A 19,336-nucleotide genomic window follows, 5' to 3' on the forward strand; every position below is an offset into this window, starting at 1 on the left:
ACAGGCTTGAGAGTCGAGATGGGCCACCGCTTTGGTGGGAGCGGGCATTGTTCTGGGCCTGCTGGGCTTGCCCGGTCGGACTAGGTGTCTGGATTGCAGCCTCTGTCCTCAGCACCCGCTAAAATTGAGTGCACTTGACCTTCCCATGCGTTGGGGAAGGCGACACTGCGAACAAGAATAAGGAGTCCCTCATGCCCTCATCGAGTTCGGAGCGCCACGACCATTCGGGGCGCGAGCACGTCCACCTGACCTCCGTGGATGGCACCAACCCAACAGCAAAGATTTCGACGGCACATCTCGAACACTCGGCGCATGGCACCCATGTGATGCCGGACGGCACGGTGATGCAGGGTGCAGGACACGAACACGGGCACCCCGAGCACCATACGCATACGCCGGCGTCGATGAAGCCGGCGCCCGCGGGCTACCAAAGCCAGGTCGAGTACACGTGCCCGATGCATCCGCAGGTGCGGCAGATGGGACCTGGCAACTGCCCCATCTGCGGCATGGCGATGGAGCCGGTACTGGCTACGGCAGAGACGGGGGAGAGCCCCGAACTGCGCGACATGACGCGCCGATTCTGGATTGGCACGGCACTGACGCTGCCAGTCTTCGCGCTCGAGATGGGCGGGCACCTTTTCAATATCCACCACCTCATTGCGCGGCAAACGTCGAACTGGGTCCAAATGCTGCTTGGAACGCCGGTCGTTCTCTGGGCAGGCTGGCCCTTCTTCACTCGCGCAGTCGCTTCCGTGAGGAACCGCAACGTCAACATGTTCACCCTCATCGCACTGGGCACCGGCGCGGCGTGGCTATACAGCATCGTCGCGACGCTGGCGCCAGGACTGTTTCCTGCGGCGCTGCGGAGCGAAGACGGCGCTGTCGCGGTGTACTTCGAAGCCGCCGCCGTCATCACGGTGCTGGTGCTTCTGGGGCAGGTGCTGGAACTTAGGGCGCGCGAGAAGACCTCCGGGGCCATCAAGGCCCTGCTTGGACTCGCACCCAAGACGGCCGCGAAGGTCAATGCCGACGGCAGCGACGCGACCGTCGACGTCGAAGCCATCCAGGTCGGAGACTTGCTGCGCGTGCGGCCCGGCGAGAAGGTGCCGGTCGACGGCGAACTGACGGAGGGCAAGACCAATCTCGACGAATCGATGGTGACGGGCGAGCCGATTCCGGTCGCCAAGACGGTCGGGTCCAACGTGACGGCGGGCACGCTGAACCAGACCGGCAGCTTCGTCATGCGTGCAGAAAAGGTCGGCGCCGACACGCTGCTGTCGCAAATCGTGCACATGGTGGCTGCGGCGCAGCGCAGCCGGGCGCCTATTCAGCGGATGGCCGACCAGGTGGCCGGCTGGTTCGTGCCGGCCGTTATCCTGGTGGCGCTTCTCACATTCGCAGCCTGGCTGGTATGGGGGCCATCACCAGCGTTCAGCTATGCGCTCATCACCGCGGTGGCGGTGCTCATTATCGCGTGCCCCTGTGCGCTCGGCCTAGCGACGCCGATGTCCGTCATGGTCGGCGTCGGCAAAGGGGCGCAACACGGCGTTCTCATTCGCGACGCCGAAGCGCTGGAGAAGATGGAGAAGGTCGACACGCTGGTGGTCGACAAGACGGGAACCTTGACCGAAGGCCGGCCGAAGGTGGTTCACGTGGAGCCGGCCGGCGGGTTCGTCGCGAACGATGTGCTCCAGAAGCTGGCGAGCGTCGAGCGTGCCAGCGAGCACCCGTTGGCAATGGCCATCGTGATGGACGCCCAAGAACGCAAGCTTGCTCTATCGCCGGTGACTGACTTCGATTCGCCCGTCGGCAAGGGCGTCATCGGCACGGTGGACGGCCGAGCGGTCGTCTCGGGCAGCGCCAAATTCCTGTCGGAGCAGGGCATCGAGACTTCAAGCCTCGCGGCATCCGCCGAGGCCCAACGCCAGCGGGCGGCGACCGTCATCTTCGTCGGCGTGAGCGGGGAATTGGCTGGATTCGTGACCATTGCCGACCCCATCAAGGCGACGACGCCGCAGGCGCTGAAGGCCCTGCAGAGTGCCGGCGTCCGCGTGGTGATGCTAACGGGTGACGGCAAGACCACGGCGGAGGCCGTTGGACGTCAGCTCGGCATCGATGAGGTGGTGGCGGAGGTGTTCCCCGAAGACAAGGCGGCCGTCGTCAAGCGCCTGCAGTCCGAGGGCCGAATCGTCGCGATGGCCGGCGACGGGGTGAATGATGCACCGGCCCTGGCACAGGCCACGGTGGGCGTCGCGATGGGCACGGGAACGGACGTCGCGATGGAGAGCGCTGGTATCACGCTGCTCAATGGCGACCTGATGGGCATTGTGCGCGCGAGGATGCTCTCCATGGCGACGATGCGGAACATCCGCCAGAACCTGTTTCTGTCCTTTGCCTACAACGTCGCCGGCATCCCACTGGCGGCCGGCGTGCTCTACCCATTCTTCGGGCTGCTGCTGTCGCCGGTCGTTGCCGCGGCAGCGATGGCGCTCTCGTCGGTGAGCGTGATCACGAACGCGCTGCGTTTGCGGGAGATAAAGGTGGATTGATGTCAATGCTTGTCCATCGCGGTCCGGCCGAGTGGCTCGTCGTTTCGTTCGGACTGTGGCAGGTTGGCCTGGGCCTGTACTTCATCTTCGTCCGTCCGGCGCTCCTGCCAGAGGACCTGCGCTACATGGGAGTCGATGCGCAGGTTCTGTATGCGGCGGCGCCCCGACTGGCGGCATGGCTTGCCAAGGTATTCACCGTCATGGGCGGCTTCATGGCTGGCACGAGAGTGCTCATTGCCTACCTGGGATGGACGGTGATGCCTCTGCGCACCCGGGGGAGGAGCGCCGCGCTCGCGCTGACCGGTACACTCTCGTTGGTATTGATGAGTGCCGTGAACTTTGCATTGCAGTCGGAATTCCGCGGGCTCCTGGCGCTACCACCCATCGGGTGGTTTATAGCGCTGGGGCTCTACGTTCGCGCCGCGTAGGAGAAGTGCAGCTACATAGGCGCGGCCACGCTCAGGCAGATGGGGCGTGGCCGGATGAAGCATTTGCCGAGCGAGCATTCCGCCTTCGGGACGACCACTGATGGACAAGGATGCCCCCGAAGATGGGGGGCTGCAAGCCCTGTATTCTCCAACGCCGCACCGCCACCTCCGAATGACCGTTTCGGAGCACGTTTGTTCGACTGCTCACGACACGCTCCTGAACGACCTGGCGAACGACCACTTTCGCGAGACCGGTACTTCCGCTCTGGGTCGCTCAGAGCCATCTGGCTTGGGGCGACCAAACGCCGCGTCACCTGCACAAGGTCCCCGCCGGCCCGACCGATCGCTACGGCACATCATCAGCGAACGTGGCATCGACAAAGGCCCGCAACTGCGTCAGGTCCGTCTTGGCATAGGCCGCCGTGGTCTGCACCGAGGCGTGGGACGCCAGTTGGGCGCGCTCGGCCCGCACCGCGTCGCGCTGGTGCGCGGTTTCCTGCAGGAGCTGCTTCGATAGCGCCTCGTAGCGCGCCTGGATGGTGGCGACCGCTTCGGCATGGATGCGTTCGTCTGTCATGACGCGTTCCTGCAGAGTTGCCAGCGTCGCCTCGAGCTCGCCCCGACGAGCGGCTTGTTCATCGGCGTGCGCGCGCGCCGATGCCTGGGCGGCGCACGCTTCGGCCAGCGCGGTGTCACGCGCGGCGAGCTGGCCGCGCACCTCGCCCAGTTCCTGAAGCAGCAGCTCGACCCGCAGTTCGGCCTCGGCGCGGGCGGCCTGCGCGGCCTCCGCGGTCTGCTGCGCCTCCCGCCTGAGGCGCGCCACGTCGCCGAGCTGCACCGCGACCGCGGCCTGCCACAGCGCGCGCATCGCCTCGGCGATCTCGACCGGAATCTCGGGCAGCGCGAGGTCCGCCAGGCCCGCGCGCACCACCTCGGCCTCGATCGCGTTCAGGGTCCGGGAAAGCGTGGCCGGGTCACCGCCGCCCAGGGCGCGCGCGTAGCTTGCGCACAGACACCACGCGGCGAAAGCGTGCGGCCGTGGGCGGCGCCGCGTCGCCGGCTTCGGTCAGCATGGCCAACACGGTGGCGCGGATCTGGTCGGGGGTGGCGGCGAGGCGGGGCATGGCAGTTTCCGGAGGCAAACTTCGGCCTATCTTACGCACACGATGTTCCGTTACTCCTTCAGGTAAAACGTACTGGCGATCTGAGGGGACGCAAGAGCGGGGAATGCTCGGATCGGTCGATGGCTCGCAACAACATCCGCCCAAGCTGCCACGCTGCTGAATTTTGTTAGCTTGGCAACTCAGGGGAGCCACTTGGCCCCAAGGATCACGGGCCACCTCCGTTGGATCGTCAACTTTGTCGCCCTCAAAAGCAAAGTAGTGTTACCACACGCCGATACCTGTACCGCGAGCACAACGTCAATCGGCCCGGGCCATGTGCGGCCCCCACCGCGCACGGCCTGCGGGAACCTAGCGTTTAGTGACGTTTCCTGCGGCAGGTGGTCTGACCCTATCCGCTGGCCGATCTGAGACATCGATCCGTGGCGGCAGGGCATGGTGGCTTGACACTCCCGCCGTAGTCCTCTATCGGCTGCCAGTTCCTGCCTTTCGCCACATCCTTCGCTCGGCCATTCGAGCGGCCGATTCAATCCGGTGCGAAACCTTCAGGGTGCAAAACCCACCCGCGCGGAAGGTTCGAAAAGTGCCCCCACTTCAACTTGACGTGGGCCAGAACCGTAAGGAGCGCCACGTAGCGTGGACTTGGAATCGCACGACATCCAGGCGCTTCGGGATTGCATTCAACTCGTATGATCTTGCTCCCGAAAGCGAACGCCGTTACGCCGCGTCATCAGCCGTAAAGGGATAGGTGGTGTCTTTCTGCACGTGACAATAATTGAGCAGTGTCAGGTCCGCAGGCCCCCAATCCGGCGTGTCAACGATCAGAATGGCAGCCGCCAGCGACTCGTACGCTGCACGAAAATGCGTTTTCGAGCGCAGTACGATGTACGAGAAATCATCGATGTTCAGGCCGAGTTGTTTGAAACAGTCGTCGTCGACAGCCGTGGACTGGTTGGTGGTGATGCTTACCACGACGTCGCCGGTATCAATGACCACAGTTAGTCCCAGATTGATCAAACGTCCGGTGAAGTACGGGCCCGTCGCGAAGTATTGCTTCTCGTCAGCGAAGACGACCTTTCCCGTGAGCGTTACCGGGCCGCCTGCACGCTCTGAGCTATGTCCGCCTACCGACAGCGTCACCATGTTGCCAACGCCGGCCGCTGCCGCCAACTGTGCGGCTCGCGCGTCGGCGAGAAAGGGCACTGCGGTGCCCTTGAGCTTGCGTTCGAGCGCGGCGCGCAACAGGTAGGTGGAGTCCCCCATCCGGTCTGCATGTTCTAGCAGCACGACCGGCTTCTTTTCGGTTAGCTTTATGCGCTGTGCTTCGGCAATGCCGGAGTCGATCGAATAGACGAGTTCCGGATGATTCAGTTCGCGTCGAAGCGCATAAAGCTCGTCCGAGAAGCATCCAGCAAGTTCGGCCGCCGCCGCCGGGTCGTCGTCCGTGACGGCCACGACCGAGAAGCCGCAGTTCGGCACATCGGCATACGAGAAGCCGGCGAACACCGAGACGTCGCAGAACGCGGACGGATCCTGTGCCACCGCGACGGAACGATCCACGATGGATTTGAGCGGCTCAAGCCCGGTCGCGCTAAAAATGCTGGGCACCATGACGCCGGGCTTGTGGATCGCCATCGCCGGACGAATCTCCCCGCGTAGCATCCCGAGCATGCAGCGCGCGGCTCGCTTGCCGGTTTCCGCCATATCGGTGTGCGGTGAATAGTGATAGCCGAACAGGGCGTGCACGAGATCGACTGTACGCTTGTCGATGTTGGCGTGGTAATCCAGCGCAATCATCAGGGGCACGTTCGATCCGATGACCGCGCGCACGCGCTCGAGCGTTTCCGCATCGGCGTCCAGGCGCGTCGGAGTGGCCATCGCGCCGTGCAGATCAAGCAGGATGCCGTCGAGCGAACCGGCGGACTTGAGGCCCTCGACGATCCGCTGTACGTAGTGTTCGTAGGCATCGTCTGTGGTGGGACCGGCGGCTGCCGCGCCCGCGTACAGCAGCGGCACAATTTCACAGCCAGCGCCTTCGCAGACGTCGATGAAACCGGCCGTCGGCGTGTTGGCGCCCCGGTGCCGGTCTAGCATGGCTCGACCCGAGGATTCGGTGACCTGGAAGGCGTCGATTCCTGAAGCCATGTCCACGAAGGTGACGGACTCCTGGACGAAGCCCGCCATGGCAATACGGAAGGGAGTCGCGGAAGTTCTCATGTTCTGAATCGTGATATCTCTTATCGGCAATGCATCGGACGGCTCACCGTCACGGCATCGATTATCGCAAGGACGCTGCTCGCGCCGTACCGGAGCACAATGGCGGCGAAGGCCAGGGACTCGCTGCTTCCATCACCCTGGCGATGTCCACGAGGCGATGGTCATGATGCCAGGGCGCCGCCACTTGCACGGCGAGCGGCAGACCGGCAGCGGAAAGCCCCGCAGGAATGCTGATGGCCGGATGTCCGGTAAGGCTGAACACCGCCCGTGCCTGCCGCGCGATGGTGCGGCGCAGACCAGCTTCATCGTCTATGCGGCTCGGTTCGTCGTGCATGCTTACGGCGAGCAGCAAGTCGAAGCGGCTGAACACCTCCTCCATCTTTTCCACGAGCAAGCGCCGGAAGCGCTGCGCACGCATGTATTCCTCGTTGGTGATGAATGCGCCTGCCATAAAAGCGCGTCGGCAGGCTTTGCCGTATTCATCGGAGCGGCTGCGCATCCACGGCGCATGCACCGACCATGCCTCCGAGTACATGACGATACGGTTCACGCCGAGAAAGTCTTGCAGCGGCGGGAGAACGACCGACTCGACCGACGCGCCCAACTCTGTGAGCCGAGCGGCGAATTTATCGAGCCCATTGGCCACTTCTTTCGCGGCGACCAGATCCCGCCGATGAAAATGTTCGATGTAGCCAATGCGCAAGCCCTTGAGCGGCAGGCTGCTGCCCGAGCCTGCGCCTAGCGGTGCGACTTTGCGCGCCGCGCTCATGACTTCGAGCGCCGTGCCCAGGTCGGCCGCGCTATGGGCGAGCGGGCCGACGTGATCGAGCGAGTAAGCCAGCGGAAATACGCCGTCGCACGATACTGAGCCGAACGTGGGCTTGAGACCGAGCACGCCGCACGCGCCGGCGGGAAAGCGGATGGAACCCGCTGTATCCGTTCCGACCGCTAGCGGCACCAGACGTGCCGCAACCGCGGCCGCTGAACCTGACGAGGAGCCGCCAGGATGATGTTCGGTGTTCCACGGATTGCGCGCCGGTGGGAACGGCAGATCGAAAGATGGTCCGCCGATAGCGAATTCATGCGTGGCGAGCTTGCCGATGACGATGGCGCCCGCTCGCCGTAGGTGTCGCACAACCTCGGCGTCCCGCGCCGCGATCGTGCCTGCCATCACCGCCGAATGACACGTGGTGGGCACCCCCTGCACGTCGATGATGTCCTTGATCGCGACGGGAACACCCGCCAGGGGACGGCTGAATCCCGCGCGATCCGCCGACAGCCCGCGCGCATCATTGCGGGCCTGTTCGGCCTGAACGCTAAGAAAGGCGTTAATCTCCGGGTTGAGGGCATCAATGCGCTGCAACACGTCTTCGACGACATCCACTGGCGAAAATGTTCCCGCGCGGTATCCGGCTAACATGTCCCGCGCCGACAGTTCGGCCAGCGTCCTATGGTTCGTCATGATGTTGCGGCCTCGCTGCCGGGAAAGACCCAGGGCGCGACATGCGCGTCCACGACGGCGGGCAGCATCGACACATAGGTTTCGGCGAGCGCATATGCTTCCCGGACTTCATCCGGGCAACGCTGCCAGTTCAGGCCTAGCCCGACGGTCTCTACAAGCGCCTGTAAACGGGCATCCTTGATTCGTGCTTCTGTATTTGTCGACATGTTTTTCCTTTGTTTCGACGCTGCGTTCGATATAACTCCGGCTCGATCACGAGAAAACCATGCCTTCCGGCGCGTGAGCAACCAGATGATCGGCCAGTTCCTCGACAACCTCGCTGGTAAAGAAGCTGGTATGCGCGTACGCCAGCTTGTCGATTTGCGAGTGTAAGGCCGCCAGCACATCGGGATGCGCGTGGCCGAGACAGGACACGGCAGCGCATCCGCTTGCATCGAGATAGCGCTTGCCTGCTTCATCGACGATATGGACGCCGCTTGCGGATGGTGCGACATGAGGCGTGGACTTAAAGTTACGATGAATGATCGTGCTCATCGGCGTTCCTGAATCGAGTCTCAAAGGGCCGGTCTTTTTTCGGCGTGTACCGCCGACTGAAGAGGGCTTTCTGTGAAATTAGTCGTGTATCGACGAGAGGAACTGCTTGAGTTCCGCCGTTTTGGGATCTTGAAACAGTTCGCCAGGCGTGCCGCTTTCATGCACGCGACCTTGATGCATGAAGATGACCCGGTCGGCCACTTTGCGCGCGAAGGCCATTTCGTGGGTAACCATCAGAAGCGTCATGCCGTCGGATGCGAGCGACTCAACCACGCGCAACACTTCGCCAACGAGTTCCGGGTCCAGCGCCGAAGTGATTTCGTCGCACAGGAGGACCGCGGGTTGCATCGCCAGTGCCCGTGCGATGGCAACGCGTTGCTGCTGGCCACCGCTGAGCTGCTCGGGCCGCGCATCGAACTTGTCGGCGAGACCGACGCGCTCCAGCAGCGCCCTTGCCTTCGCATTAGCCTGCGACGACGAAACCTTCTTGACAAGGGTCGGCGCGAGCATGACGTTACGCCCGACGGAGAGGTGGGGGAACAGGTTGAATCCCTGGAAGATCATGCCTACGCGCTGGCGCAAGGCGCGCATGGCCTGAGCGCTCTCATGGACGAGCGGCTGGCCGTCCACGGTCAGGGCGCCGTCCTGAAAGACTTCGAGCCCGTTTATGCACCGCAACAGGGTGCTTTTTCCGGAACCGCTTTTTCCGATGATTGCGATGACCTCGCCCCGCGCCACGTCGAGGTCGATGCCCTTGAGAACCTCATTGGTTCCGTATGATTTGCGCAGGGCATGAATGGAGACGACGGGGGCTCCGGGCGGTGCAGCGGGCCTTTCCGCCGCGGCGATGTTGTAATCAATGGCGGGTTGCATAGTTCAGTTTCCGTTCGAGTACGCGTGCGCAAAGGCTGATGGGAAAACACAGGGCGAAGTACACTAAAGCTAGGCAGCTGTACACGACAAGAGGCTTGAAGGTGGCGTTGGCGATCATGTTTCCGGCTTTGGTCAGTTCGACGAAGCCGATGACCGAGGCCAGTGCGGTGCCCTTGACGACCTGGACGAGGAACCCGACAGTCGGGGCGATTGCAATGCGGGAGGCCTGTGGCAGGATCACATGGCGAAGCTTTTCGCCGAACGACAGCGCAAGACTGTCCGAGGCTTCCCACTGCCCCTTGGGGACCGACTCGACACAGCCGCGCCAGATCTCGGCGAGGTAGGCGCTGGCGTGAAGTGTCAATGCGCATGCTGCCGATACCCACGGCGAAGTATCGACGCCGAATAGCGCCAATCCGAAGTACGCAAGGAACAACTGCATCAGCAGCGGGGTGCCTTGGAAAACTTGTACGTAGCCGGCGACGAATCTGCGTGCCCATGCACCGCGTGCGAAATGGAGCACCAGGAGCGCCAGACCGACGATGCCGCCTCCCACGAAGGCGATGAGAGACAGATAGACTGTCCACTTTGCCGCGCCCAGGAAATTGCGCAGGATGTCCCAGAAGGAGAATTCGACCATGATTGAAACCTAGCGACCGAAGAGCAGGCGTGGGCCGGCCCAGTTGAAAATTCGTCGCAGTACGATGGCCAGCACCAGATAGATCAGCGTGGCAATGATGGAAGCTTCGAACGACCTGAAGTTGCGGGACTGAATAAGGTTGGCCGCATAGCTCAGTTCGGGAACCGAGATCTGGCTGCACACGGCAGAACCCAGCATCACGATGACGATTTGTCCGCTAATGGCCGGCCACACCTTGGTCAAGGCCGGCGGAAGGATCACGCGAGTAAAAGTCTGCATGCGGTTCAAGGCAAGACTCTGTGCCGCCTCGATTTGTCCCTTCGGCGTTGCGGCAAGACCCGCGCGCACGATCTCGGTTGCGTAGGCGCTCAGGTTGATTACCATGCTGATCACCGCTGCGGAGCCGGGCGTGAGCTTTACGCCCGCCGCAGGCAATCCGAAGAAAATGAAGAACAACTGCACGATGAAGGGCGTATTGCGGATAAGCTCGACGTAGGTACCCACAACCAGCTTTAGCCACGCAGGGCCGCTCGTACGAGTCCACGCGAACGCAATGCCCAGCGCCAGCCCGACGACGGTAGCCAATCCTGTCAGGCACACTGTCCAGCCTACGCCCGACAAAAGCAGCTGCCACTCCTGCAGCACGGCAAGAAAGTCAAGTTTGATGCCCATGCTTCTGCCTCAGCCTTTGTCGCGAGTGATGGGGGAGCGCACAAGGACGTAGCGCCAGGATGCGCTTCGAACAACACAGCCTCTTAGGGCTTTGCTCATTTTGTCTTCCGAGATGATGTATTGAATCACCGCCCCTTAGGCCGGCGCGCTATAACAACGGCACGCGAGACAGTGCACGCCAAGGGTGTTCATCCAGGCGGGATGCGCCTGGACGGATGCCATGATCAATCCGGGAGTTTGGCTACACCTTGGCCGAGCCACTTCTGCGACATCTTCTCCAGGGTGCCGTCTGCGCGCGCGCCTCGGATGATTTCGTTAAGCTGATTGAGCAAGGCTGTGTCGCCTTTGCGCACCGCTATGTAGTTCGGCGAGTCCTTGAGCAGGAGCTTGTATTCGATATTCGCGTTGGGATGCTGCTTCAAAATCGGTCCAACGACCGAAGAACCCATCGCAATGAATTGGCTCTGTCCGGATAGCACGGCTTGAATAGCGTCAGTCGAACTCTCGAAGCGCAGGATGTTGGTCGAGGGCGGTGCGACCTTCTGCAGATTCTCGTCTTGCGTGGATCCCTTGGCTACGGCAACTGTCTTTCCTGCGAGATCCGCAAAGCTCTTCACCGGAATGGATTTGCTTCCGTAGACGGCCTGATAGTAGGGCGCGTAGGGAACGGTGAAGTCCACCACCTTTTCGCGTTCGGGACTCTTTGCCACCGATGCGACGAGAATGTCGACCTTATTGGCCTGAAGGGCAGCGATGCGATTGGCGCTGACCAGCGTGACGAACTTCGGCTTCACGCCGAGTTTGCTGGCGATCAATCGGGCCATGTCGATGTCGAGACCCTGAGGTTGAAGGTCCGGCCCGACGAAGCCGTACGGAGGAAAGTCGGTCAGCATGCCAATCTTGACGGTGCCTTCCTGGTGGATACGCGACAGGGTATCTTCGGCGTATGCGCTTGACGTCGCCAGCATGCCGACGAGACCCAGACCAGTAACGAGAGAAGCCCAGCGTGCAAGGAATTTCATAGGTATCTTTTGCGGTGAGTTGAAACGAACGTATCTTCACATCACGTAATGCAATGTCCGTGCCATCGGAGCAGCGACGGCGCTGAATTCGAGGTTATTGACCTGCAACACAGGCTACAACCGCCTTTGAAACGTACGTATCACCTACATTACACGTGCGCCGAATGTAGCAATCTGTGATGCGGGCATATTGATGTTTACTCGCTGGTGGCTCCTGTTTAAACGCGAATGAGATGCCGTGGTGCATTGCCCGCCCCAAAGCAGGGCACCTGCACCGCGAAGAAGAAACGCAGGTAGCGAGCAGCTTCCTGAATGCGCGATGGGAGATGATCGCTGTATCATTCGTTTCATTCTTGATTCTCCGTGTCCTTACCATGACAGCTGCGCAAACAATATTGGACGCGTTTCCCTCGCTGAGCCCCAAACTTCAGGTTGCAGCTCGCTTCATCATCGATCATCCCAACGAGGTCGTGATTTCGTCGATGCGTGCGCTGGCCGAGCGGGCGAGTTCGCAGCCCGCAACTTTCGTTCGCCTCGCACGTCAACTGGGATTCGCCGGATGGCCGGAGTTGAAGACGGCTTTTGCAACCGATATGGGGCTGCATCACAAAGGCTACGGAGAAAAAGCGCGATCGCTGGCAAACCGCGGGCCGGAGCGCGACATGCTCGACGAGATGCTGGATGTGTTGCAAACTAATCTGGACGACACCCTGAGTCATTCGACCGAGGTGTTGCGCAGAGTCGCGGCGCTTTTGGCCAAAGCTCCGCACGTTCATATAGCGGGCTTTCGCGCTAGCGTGCCGATCGCCTACGCGCTGTTCTACGGCTATCGTCTTTTTCGGCAGTCCGTCTCGCTGCTTGACGGGCAACTGGGCGGGCTGGAACTGCAAAGCCGTTCAATCGGCAAGGCCGATGCGGTCGTGATCGTCAGCTTTGCGCCGTATTCGAGAGAATCGCTGGCCGTTGCGGATATAGCGCGGCGAGTCGGTGCAAAAGTCGTGGCGATAACCGATAGCAGTGCATCGCCCCTCGCTCTGGATGCGCACATCTCCGGGATATTTTCCGTGGACAGCCCTTCATTCTTTCCGTCGGTGGTAGCTGGCATTGGACTGGTCGAGGGACTTCTGGAACTGCTGGTCGCAGCGGGCGGCCGTCCTGTCGTCAACAAGATCAATGAGGCGGAGCGCGGTCTTTTCGATTCAGGTGCCTACCTTTCGATATCGGCGAAACACACCGGCAAGCGTGCGCCGTCCTAAAAAAAGCGCCGCCGTTTGTATGGCTACTCCGGCGATCAGAAGCGCTGACGCATACCGACTGAAAGGAGTGTCTGCGTGTTGCTCCCCGAGTTCACGCCATAGTCGCCGATGATAGCCTGCGCCGGGTTGCTTTTATTGCTCGCCGGCAATACCCGCCATTAACGGGGTAACCACACACTGGGTAAAAGCGGCGGTATGGCCGCATCTACCTAGTTGCCACCGTTCACCAGTACTCGCGCAGCAGCTTCTGCCGCCTCCGGCTGTGCGGTTGCCAACATCGCTTTTCTGGTTCTCACGTCAACCTCCGATTGCGGAACGAACTGCCTCGATAAATGCGTTCAATTCGGTGTCCCGCTTCGGCTCATTGGGGCTCGCATAACGCGGCTCCGGATACGCCGCCAACTGAATGACTGCCAGGTGCGCGCGTTGGTCTATAAAGATGCGTTGGCCCGAATGTCCCATCGCAAGCATAGAGCCGTCACTGCGCAACCACCAGCTATAGCCGTATCCGGTAAGTTGCAAGGCCTTACGGTGATCAGTTTGCTCGTCCTCCGGAATAAGAAAGGCTGGCATACTCGCCTCAGCGCACCAGCCCTCGGGAAGAACGCGCGTCCCATCGACAACTCCATCGTCCAAAACGAGGTTGGCAAAGCGCCCGATGTCTCTCAAGGTCATACCGGCTCGACTGCCGCCAATCTCTTGGCCGCCATCAGATTCGAGGGTATAAAACCCATCAAATTCCATACCGCAAGGTTGCCAAATTCTTGCCGACATATAGTCCGCCAGCGTCTGGCCTGTCGCCATACTAACCACGGTACCAAGCAGGTAGGTGTCCCCGGTGTTGTAGTGCCAGACTTCCCCGGGGGCATGCGCACGCGGGCAGGAGCACAAAAGCGCAAGCACCCCTCCCGGGACCTGGTCGGCAAGTGATTTGCTATATCGGTTGACGTCGGATTGCTTATCCGTATAGTCCTCGAGCCAGGATATTCCAGAGGACATGGTTAACAAGTGTCGCACTGTCACAGTGTCATAGGGGCATCCCTTAAGTGCCGGAACATAGGTTGTGACGGGATCATCCAGACTAGTAATTGCCCCGTCCGCGACGGCTGCGCCGACTAGCATCGCCGTCATCGATTTCACGGTCGACATAGTTGACCAACGGTCGAACGGCTGCAATCCCAGGCCGTAGCGCTCAAGCACGATATTGCCCCGGTGCAGAACTAGTAGCCCGGCGACATTGTTCAAATCCAGCAAGTCACCGATATTGCGCCGATGGCCGTCGACCGAATAGTGGACGTCGATCTCCGGACCTCGCGGAAATTCACGTACCCGCTCGCCACGTCTGATAGTACGGGTGGCGAACAGCCGATCCACGATGCGGTAGCCATAGGACTGCAAGCAGGGAGGCCAAAGCAGAAAGTCTTCGGCTTTCGGAAGATGCTCGACGGTCCGGGCAACGGGCGGGGTAAGCGACTGATCCATGATCTTGTATGCGAGCAGAGAAAATTGAGATCCTGTGAATCAGTCGTTGCGGATGCCCAACTTCTTAACGATGGGGCCCCACGTCTGAGCTTCCTTTCGCATAGACTGAGCGACAGCGTCGGGCCCGAGCGCCCTCGGCGGAGTCATGTAGATTTCTGCCATCTTCTTTTGCATGGCCGGGTCGGCCCAGAACTTGCGCGTCGCTTCGGTCAGCTGAGCCACTATTTCCTTCGGCACCCCCTTCGGCGCCATCAGACCGTACCAGGCATCCCCCGGAAAGTCCTTGATGCCGACTTCAGCAATTGTCGGGACGCCAGGAAACTCGGGAAATCGGTTGGATCCGAAAATGACGATGGGTATTGCCTTGCCAGCCTTGACCTGGGGCAAAGCACCTGAGATGGCGTCGGAGGTCAGGTCTGTCTGCCCGCCAATCAAGTCGATCATCGCCGGTGCGGCGCCCTTGTAGGGTACGTGCGACAGGGTTATCCCAAAATGATTGGCGAGGAACGCGACGTTCAAATGCGTTGAGTTACCAGTACCAGCTGATCCGTAATTCAGGGTTCCCGGCTTTGCCTTTGCTTTGGTGACGAGATCCTGCACCGAGCGGATGCCGCTGGATGGATTTGCCACAAGAACCTGCGAGGTTTCGGCAATCTTGGTGACGGGATCGAAGTCTTTTGTAGGGCTGTAGCCGAGCTTGGGGTAGGTGAACGGATTGATGGACATATTTGATGTACTTCCGAACAGAAAGGCATAGCCGTCGGCTGGTTGCTTTGCAACCACCGTTGCTGCGATACCTCCGTTTGCACCCGGCTTGTTTTCTACAACCAGAGTCCCCCCGATTTCCTTCGAGGCATAGGCGGCCCAACTACGCGCCAATGCATCCGCAGCCCCTCCGGCCGCGACCGGCACGTAGACCTGTACCGGGCGTGTGGGCCAAGCTGCCGCATTGGCGGGTAAGGCTGCCGAACATAGCGATGCCACCGCCATGATACGAATCAGGCATGTTGTTGAGAGGGAGAAGAACGCGTTCATGGTACGGACTCCAAAGTGGATGACCGATTCTAGGAAGGCAGTTTCTTTACGTCCAATGCATATTATGGCAACCGGCTATAATCAAAACTCATGTTATGTTCCAAGGAGACATGGGTGAACCTACAGCAGCTCGAACACTTCTTGGTCCTCGTGGAAACGCGCTCCTTCAGTCGCGCTGCCGAGATGCTGCATCTCACCCAGCCCGCCCTAAGCCGGAGTATTCAGTCTCTGGAAGACGCGCTAGGCGGGCGCCTTTTGGAGCGTGGGAAGAACAAGGCCTTGACGCCGTTAGGGGAATTAGCCGTTGCGCGGGCAGGACGCATTCGTGTCGAGCTGGCCGAACTTAAACGAAGCGCTGAAATGTTGGCGGACTATGAAGGCGGTTCGATACGGCTTGGCCTCGGGCCGACACCAGCAGCGATATTGTCTGTACCCTTATATCGCGAAATGATGCAAAGATACCCCGCCATCAAGCTGCAGCTAAGTGGTGGCACGCCTGAGATGCAGCTGCAGGAATTGCGGCGGGGAGGGATCGACGCTATTGTCGTTCATCGAAATCACGTGCCGGCGGAGCGGGACCTCTGTCTAACGTCCTTCAATCCAACGCCATTAGGTTTTGTTGTTCATGCCGGTCACCCGCTCGCAAGAAAGCCAAAACTCGAGTTCAAGGATCTAAGAACATTCCCTGTGGCCGCAAGTGGGCGAGCGATGAGCGGTGAAATGCTGCATCGACTGAACGAGCATTTTGGCGCCGGTGGACACTTTCTTGATGTCATCCGTTATCAGTCGAACGACATGACGTCTTTGGTAGAGACGGTGCGCACAAGCGATGCTGTCTTCTTCGGCGTGCTTTCTGTTGCCCAGCCTTTGATTGATCGCGGCGAGTTGATGCTGCTAACGCTGCAGCCGCTCATGCATTTGACGTCTCAGTTCGCCTTTGTGACATTGGAAGGTAAGGCATTGCCGCCTGCGCTCGCCCGCATCCGTGAACTCTGTGAAACTTACATGGGAGGGACCCAGAGCGCCAGCCCCGGCGGGGGTTCTGGAGCAAGCGTAGTAAGCAGCAAATAAGCATGTCCGCAAACATTGGGAGAGAGGAGTAGCGAACATCGTGCGCTTGCCCCCTCCAGCTGCCTCTACGGCCCAACCCTCACCAGCTGGAACGACATGGATATCGTTGGCCATAATCGTCTCCTTGTTACCCATCTCCAGTGTTCAGCCCAAATCAACCTTTCGGTATCGGTAAGCGTCCTACGGTAGCTAACGCCGGGCTCCTTGTCGGCGTGGGGCTGTCCCGCAAGAACGTAGGAAATGTGGCCGTGTTGTGGCGGTTTTTAGATGTCGTGGCGCTGGCCAAATAGAAATGCAGTGCGAGCGTGCTTTTTGTGCGGGGTGGGATGTTTGTTGTGGGGGGGCTGTCGGGCGGTGGCGCTGGCCGGCAGCACCTGAGGCTGGAGCAGGGTGGGGGCCGTCGGGTCCCACCATCGCCCGCTCCAGATCGAGCCGGTTGATCAGCCGCTGGCGCTTGACGTTCGGCGCGGCCTGCACCGCGCGCGGCGGGCCGCCCGACAGCGTGCGCGACGGCCCCGCCTGATGCCGGTTGTCGCGCAGCGCCTGCACGCGCGCCGCGATCGCCAGCACATGGCCGAGCCGCTTGTTCTCGACGATCGCCCCCTGGTCGATCTCCGGGAACCGGTGATACGTGGTGAAGGGCAGGGACGCGCCATTGGCCCACAGCTCGATCCCCCCGTCCGGATACTCGGCCACCTCGATGTAGCGGTGGATCAGCCGACGGTGCTCCGGGCGGTCCTCCAGCAGGTACATGGTCTTGTCGTACTGCAGTGTCAGGCTCTGCGAGACCTTGCGCCATTCGCGCCAGCTGAAGATCCGTGCCAGATCCTCGTCATCGCGCAGCGCCCGGTGCGCATCGAAGTCGCTGCGCGGCACCTTGCCGAAGCGCGCATTGAAGTCGGCGATGAAGCTTTGCGCATAGGCGTTGGCGGCTGCCATGCTGGAAATCTCCCGCAGCCGCAGTTCCTTCACCAGCCGGTCCTGCAGGGTGCCGTTCATCCGCTCCACGCGGCCCTTGGCCTGGCTGGAGTTGGCGCACAGGATGTCGATGTTCAGCTCGAACAGGGGTCCCCTTGATTTCCGTGCAATTTACCGGGGTAGCCACCCCTAGCATCCACGCGGGTTTCCGGACGATGACTGCCTGAAATCCCAGTCAAATCAGTCACCTACTGACTGGCGCCTTTGCGCCTGATTCCGGAACGCTGGCCGCCCCAAAAGCGATGCACGAACAGCCACAAACCGCTGTTACCACGATGGGCCCGGTCGACTGTGCGTAGACGCTTTGATTGGTGTTCGGTGTTCGCCAGAATCTCAACAAACAAGTACATCTTGGCCGTCGGGCATTCGGCGATGGCCGGAATCGGCCCGAAGAATCAGCCTCACTCTGGCTTAACTACGCGGGTTTCCATGTAGTGGCTCCCCGTCTCGAAGCAAATCCGTAGCGCTCCTATCTCGTGCATACGCCAGCACCGGTCCCGAAAATCCCCGTACCACTCCATTCTGATCCAAGGCGCAGAAGCCCTGCCGCAGAAGGTCGGCCAGAATCACCGGCGGATTGAATCCGGGCACCCAACTGTCGAGCGTGATTTCGTCGTCACCCTGGAATTCCGGCGTGCCCAGTCAGAGGCGCACAAGGGGCGGACAGTCGATCAGTGCCTGGTCGCGTGGAATGAGTAACGCGCGATTGCCGCAGCGCAGGAGAACGATGAGCAAGTTGGACTCGAGATCGAGGTGGGCAATCGCCGGCCGGAAGGCAGGAAAAAGGCCCGCCACCAGTCAGAGAAGGCGGCGGGTCGCCCTAAAGCGCGCCACCAGGGTGGGCGCCTAGATTCAGCATAGAGCACAGATGCCCCTGCGGCGGCAATTTTCGGCAGCGCAAACGGCTGAGGTGCGAGGCATGTCATTCCACCATTTGGGCGGGTATGCGTCGTCCGCGCATCGCCAAAAAATGGTGTGACGGGAATTCCCGCTTCAGATTGGATTGCGCGCCAACCTGCGCGAAACAAACAGTCATCAGATAGATTGTTCGCCGGCTTGCAGAGGTAGATCGGCTTCGCTGGCGAGGGTCGCCCACTGATCCAGTTTCGCCAGGGCCATCAACATTGCCTCCGAACTCTGCGGATGCGGTTTGCCGGCACGAAACACGGCCTGTACTGTGCCGACCATCGTGTGGTGACGCGCCAAGACAAAGCCCTGGTGCAGGCCGCCGCTGGTCAATTGCGTATAGGCCCGGAAGTCGTGGTAGCCCACCCTTCTGAAGAGATCCTGCCCCGGTTCGATCACGGCAGTCCAGGCGCCACTCCGGAATCAGTGGAGCGTGCCCGAGTCGTTGCGGACCAAGGGGATCGTCAGATACCGCCGGTAGGCATACTCCAGATCCGCGTCAGCATCTGCACGCGCTTCCAGCGGCGTGCCGTGGCACTTTGGGCAGTCATATCGCCACTGGCCCGCTTCGGTATCAAATGTCAGAAATCCGCGATATCGACCGGCGACCAGTTCCTCCACCGCCGTCACGATGGTGACGTCCCCACGAAAATATGTCGCCATGATGAACTTCCCGGAAATACCCCTTAGCGAGTGTAGCAACGCGGGATCGCCATGCAACCCTATCGCGTTGATTTCGATCACGTCGCAGTCGCGCGTAGGCACCTGACAATGGTCCGACCCTCGCTCGATTAACGCTGCCTTACGGTCCTGTGCGGCTGACGTGGTATGTGCACAAGTGTCCCGCAGGAATCCCTGTGTCTACGCCATCGTCGCCGGCGATCACAGCAATCGCGCAACTCAATCTTGCCAGACGCGTGGAAGAGACTGAACAGCCACTACGGCAGCGCGCGGGTCGTTAGGAGGAACTGGCAGTGCAGTGGTGGGCTCCGCCCCACGTCGCCTTGCGTCTCAGCCTTCTTGCCGCTAATCTCGGCGGTCCGTCTACCGCTTGGGAGAAAGCGCGATGGATCACTGGCAACTGGCGTAT

The 19,336-nt window shown here is 60.9% G+C and carries 18 protein-coding genes and 1 pseudogene; 4 read left to right on the forward strand and 15 right to left on the reverse strand.

Features of this window, described 5'->3' with window-relative positions:
- Positions 1-326: 326 nt before the first annotated feature.
- Both AC3FLX_RS30695 and AC3FLX_RS30700 read left to right on the forward strand, forming a co-directional pair.
- Positions 327-2,549 carry a copper-transporting P-type ATPase gene (locus AC3FLX_RS30695; protein ID WP_488701115.1) on the forward strand — a complete coding sequence of 741 codons (2,223 nt, stop codon included), beginning with the start codon at positions 327-329 and terminating at the stop codon, positions 2,547-2,549.
- 5 nt (positions 2,550-2,554) lie between these two features.
- The gene (locus tag AC3FLX_RS30700; RefSeq protein ID WP_488701099.1) at positions 2,555-2,977 is read left to right on the forward strand and encodes a hypothetical protein; all 423 of its coding nucleotides are present in this window, start codon (positions 2,555-2,557) and stop codon (positions 2,975-2,977) included.
- Between the two features lie 346 nt (positions 2,978-3,323).
- Here AC3FLX_RS30700 and AC3FLX_RS30705 read toward each other — a convergent pair whose 3' ends face one another.
- The 10 genes and pseudogenes from AC3FLX_RS30705 to AC3FLX_RS30750 form a co-directional block, all read right to left on the reverse strand.
- Positions 3,324-3,908 carry a DNA-binding protein gene (locus AC3FLX_RS30705; protein WP_488701100.1) on the reverse strand — a complete coding sequence of 195 codons (585 nt, stop codon included), beginning with the start codon at positions 3,906-3,908 and terminating at the stop codon, positions 3,324-3,326.
- A gap of 43 nt (positions 3,909-3,951) precedes the next feature.
- On the reverse strand, positions 3,952-4,101 hold the full coding sequence (locus AC3FLX_RS30710; RefSeq protein WP_488701101.1) for a hypothetical protein: 150 nt from the start codon (positions 4,099-4,101) through the stop codon (positions 3,952-3,954).
- A gap of 714 nt (positions 4,102-4,815) precedes the next feature.
- Positions 4,816-6,315, reverse strand: a complete 1,500-nt coding sequence (locus tag AC3FLX_RS30715; protein WP_488701102.1) for a M81 family metallopeptidase — start codon at positions 6,313-6,315, stop codon at positions 4,816-4,818.
- Positions 6,316-6,376: 61 nt separating this feature from the next.
- Positions 6,377-7,777 (reverse strand): amidase, encoded by a 1,401-nt coding sequence (locus tag AC3FLX_RS30720; protein ID WP_488701103.1) that lies wholly within the window; start codon positions 7,775-7,777, stop codon positions 6,377-6,379.
- The gene (locus tag AC3FLX_RS30725; protein WP_488701104.1) at positions 7,774-7,983 is read right to left on the reverse strand and encodes a hypothetical protein; all 210 of its coding nucleotides are present in this window, start codon (positions 7,981-7,983) and stop codon (positions 7,774-7,776) included. Before AC3FLX_RS30725 ends, AC3FLX_RS30720 begins: the two co-directional genes overlap by 4 nt.
- Before the next feature lie 58 nt (positions 7,984-8,041).
- A pseudogene (locus AC3FLX_RS30730) lies at positions 8,042-8,311 on the reverse strand (aminotransferase class III-fold pyridoxal phosphate-dependent enzyme); the annotation flags it as partial.
- Between the two features lie 78 nt (positions 8,312-8,389).
- On the reverse strand, positions 8,390-9,184 hold the full coding sequence (locus AC3FLX_RS30735; RefSeq protein WP_488701105.1) for an amino acid ABC transporter ATP-binding protein: 795 nt from the start codon (positions 9,182-9,184) through the stop codon (positions 8,390-8,392).
- Positions 9,168-9,824, reverse strand: a complete 657-nt coding sequence (locus AC3FLX_RS30740; RefSeq protein WP_488701106.1) for an amino acid ABC transporter permease — start codon at positions 9,822-9,824, stop codon at positions 9,168-9,170. The genes AC3FLX_RS30735 and AC3FLX_RS30740 overlap by 17 nt, the downstream gene beginning before the upstream one ends.
- Before the next feature lie 9 nt (positions 9,825-9,833).
- Complete coding sequence (locus AC3FLX_RS30745) at positions 9,834-10,496, reverse strand: amino acid ABC transporter permease (protein WP_488701107.1); 663 nt, start codon at positions 10,494-10,496, stop codon at positions 9,834-9,836.
- A gap of 224 nt (positions 10,497-10,720) precedes the next feature.
- Positions 10,721-11,518, reverse strand: a complete 798-nt coding sequence (locus AC3FLX_RS30750; protein ID WP_488701108.1) for a transporter substrate-binding domain-containing protein — start codon at positions 11,516-11,518, stop codon at positions 10,721-10,723.
- 374 nt (positions 11,519-11,892) lie between these two features.
- Between AC3FLX_RS30750 and AC3FLX_RS30755 the strand changes: the two genes are divergently transcribed.
- Positions 11,893-12,774, forward strand: a complete 882-nt coding sequence (locus AC3FLX_RS30755; RefSeq protein ID WP_488701109.1) for a MurR/RpiR family transcriptional regulator — start codon at positions 11,893-11,895, stop codon at positions 12,772-12,774.
- A 297-nt stretch (positions 12,775-13,071) separates the two neighbouring features.
- Here the strand turns inward: AC3FLX_RS30755 and AC3FLX_RS30760 are convergent, their stop codons facing one another.
- Positions 13,072-14,256 (reverse strand): serine hydrolase domain-containing protein, encoded by a 1,185-nt coding sequence (locus tag AC3FLX_RS30760; RefSeq protein WP_488701110.1) that lies wholly within the window; start codon positions 14,254-14,256, stop codon positions 13,072-13,074.
- A 39-nt stretch (positions 14,257-14,295) separates the two neighbouring features.
- A complete protein-coding gene (locus AC3FLX_RS30765; RefSeq protein WP_488701111.1) occupies positions 14,296-15,291 on the reverse strand; it encodes a Bug family tripartite tricarboxylate transporter substrate binding protein in 996 nt (331 codons plus the stop codon).
- A gap of 114 nt (positions 15,292-15,405) precedes the next feature.
- Between AC3FLX_RS30765 and AC3FLX_RS30770 the strand changes: the two genes are divergently transcribed.
- Entirely contained in the window at positions 15,406-16,362 is a 957-nt protein-coding gene (locus tag AC3FLX_RS30770; RefSeq protein WP_488701112.1) for a LysR family transcriptional regulator, read from the forward strand.
- A 189-nt stretch (positions 16,363-16,551) separates the two neighbouring features.
- Here the strand turns inward: AC3FLX_RS30770 and AC3FLX_RS30775 are convergent, their stop codons facing one another.
- From AC3FLX_RS30775 to AC3FLX_RS30785, 3 genes are all read right to left on the reverse strand, one after another.
- Positions 16,552-17,361, reverse strand: a complete 810-nt coding sequence (locus tag AC3FLX_RS30775) for a hypothetical protein (protein WP_488701113.1) — start codon at positions 17,359-17,361, stop codon at positions 16,552-16,554.
- 1,014 nt (positions 17,362-18,375) lie between these two features.
- Positions 18,376-18,645, reverse strand: coding sequence for a hypothetical protein (locus AC3FLX_RS30780; protein ID WP_488699193.1), 270 nt, complete (start codon positions 18,643-18,645; stop codon positions 18,376-18,378).
- Between the two features lie 24 nt (positions 18,646-18,669).
- A complete protein-coding gene (locus AC3FLX_RS30785) occupies positions 18,670-18,990 on the reverse strand; it encodes a hypothetical protein (RefSeq protein ID WP_488699192.1) in 321 nt (106 codons plus the stop codon).
- Between the last annotated feature and the right edge of the window lie 346 nt (positions 18,991-19,336).

This window comes from Cupriavidus sp. 291-E7, from assembly GCF_057798835.1.

Bases quoted from the DNA above. Each gene is read 5' to 3' on its own strand.
- AC3FLX_RS30695 (WP_488701115.1), top strand. From the start codon at position 327: ATGCCGGACGGCACGGTGATGCAGGGTGCAGGACACGAACACGGGCAC.
- AC3FLX_RS30700 (WP_488701099.1), top strand. From the start codon at position 2,555: ATGCTTGTCCATCGCGGTCCGGCCGAGTGGCTCGTCGTTTCGTTCGGA.
- AC3FLX_RS30760 (WP_488701110.1), bottom strand. From the start codon at position 14,256: ATGGATCAGTCGCTTACCCCGCCCGTTGCCCGGACCGTCGAGCATCTT.
- AC3FLX_RS30720 (WP_488701103.1), bottom strand. From the start codon at position 7,777: ATGACGAACCATAGGACGCTGGCCGAACTGTCGGCGCGGGACATGTTA.
- AC3FLX_RS30765 (WP_488701111.1), bottom strand. From the start codon at position 15,291: ATGAACGCGTTCTTCTCCCTCTCAACAACATGCCTGATTCGTATCATG.
- AC3FLX_RS30725 (WP_488701104.1), bottom strand. From the start codon at position 7,983: ATGTCGACAAATACAGAAGCACGAATCAAGGATGCCCGTTTACAGGCG.
- AC3FLX_RS30775 (WP_488701113.1), bottom strand. From the start codon at position 17,361: ATGAACGGCACCCTGCAGGACCGGCTGGTGAAGGAACTGCGGCTGCGG.
- AC3FLX_RS30750 (WP_488701108.1), bottom strand. From the start codon at position 11,518: ATGAAATTCCTTGCACGCTGGGCTTCTCTCGTTACTGGTCTGGGTCTC.
- AC3FLX_RS30735 (WP_488701105.1), bottom strand. From the start codon at position 9,184: ATGCAACCCGCCATTGATTACAACATCGCCGCGGCGGAAAGGCCCGCT.
- AC3FLX_RS30740 (WP_488701106.1), bottom strand. From the start codon at position 9,824: ATGGTCGAATTCTCCTTCTGGGACATCCTGCGCAATTTCCTGGGCGCG.
- AC3FLX_RS30755 (WP_488701109.1), top strand. From the start codon at position 11,893: ATGACAGCTGCGCAAACAATATTGGACGCGTTTCCCTCGCTGAGCCCC.
- AC3FLX_RS30745 (WP_488701107.1), bottom strand. From the start codon at position 10,496: ATGGGCATCAAACTTGACTTTCTTGCCGTGCTGCAGGAGTGGCAGCTG.
- AC3FLX_RS30710 (WP_488701101.1), bottom strand. From the start codon at position 4,101: ATGCCCCGCCTCGCCGCCACCCCCGACCAGATCCGCGCCACCGTGTTG.
- AC3FLX_RS30715 (WP_488701102.1), bottom strand. From the start codon at position 6,315: ATGAGAACTTCCGCGACTCCCTTCCGTATTGCCATGGCGGGCTTCGTC.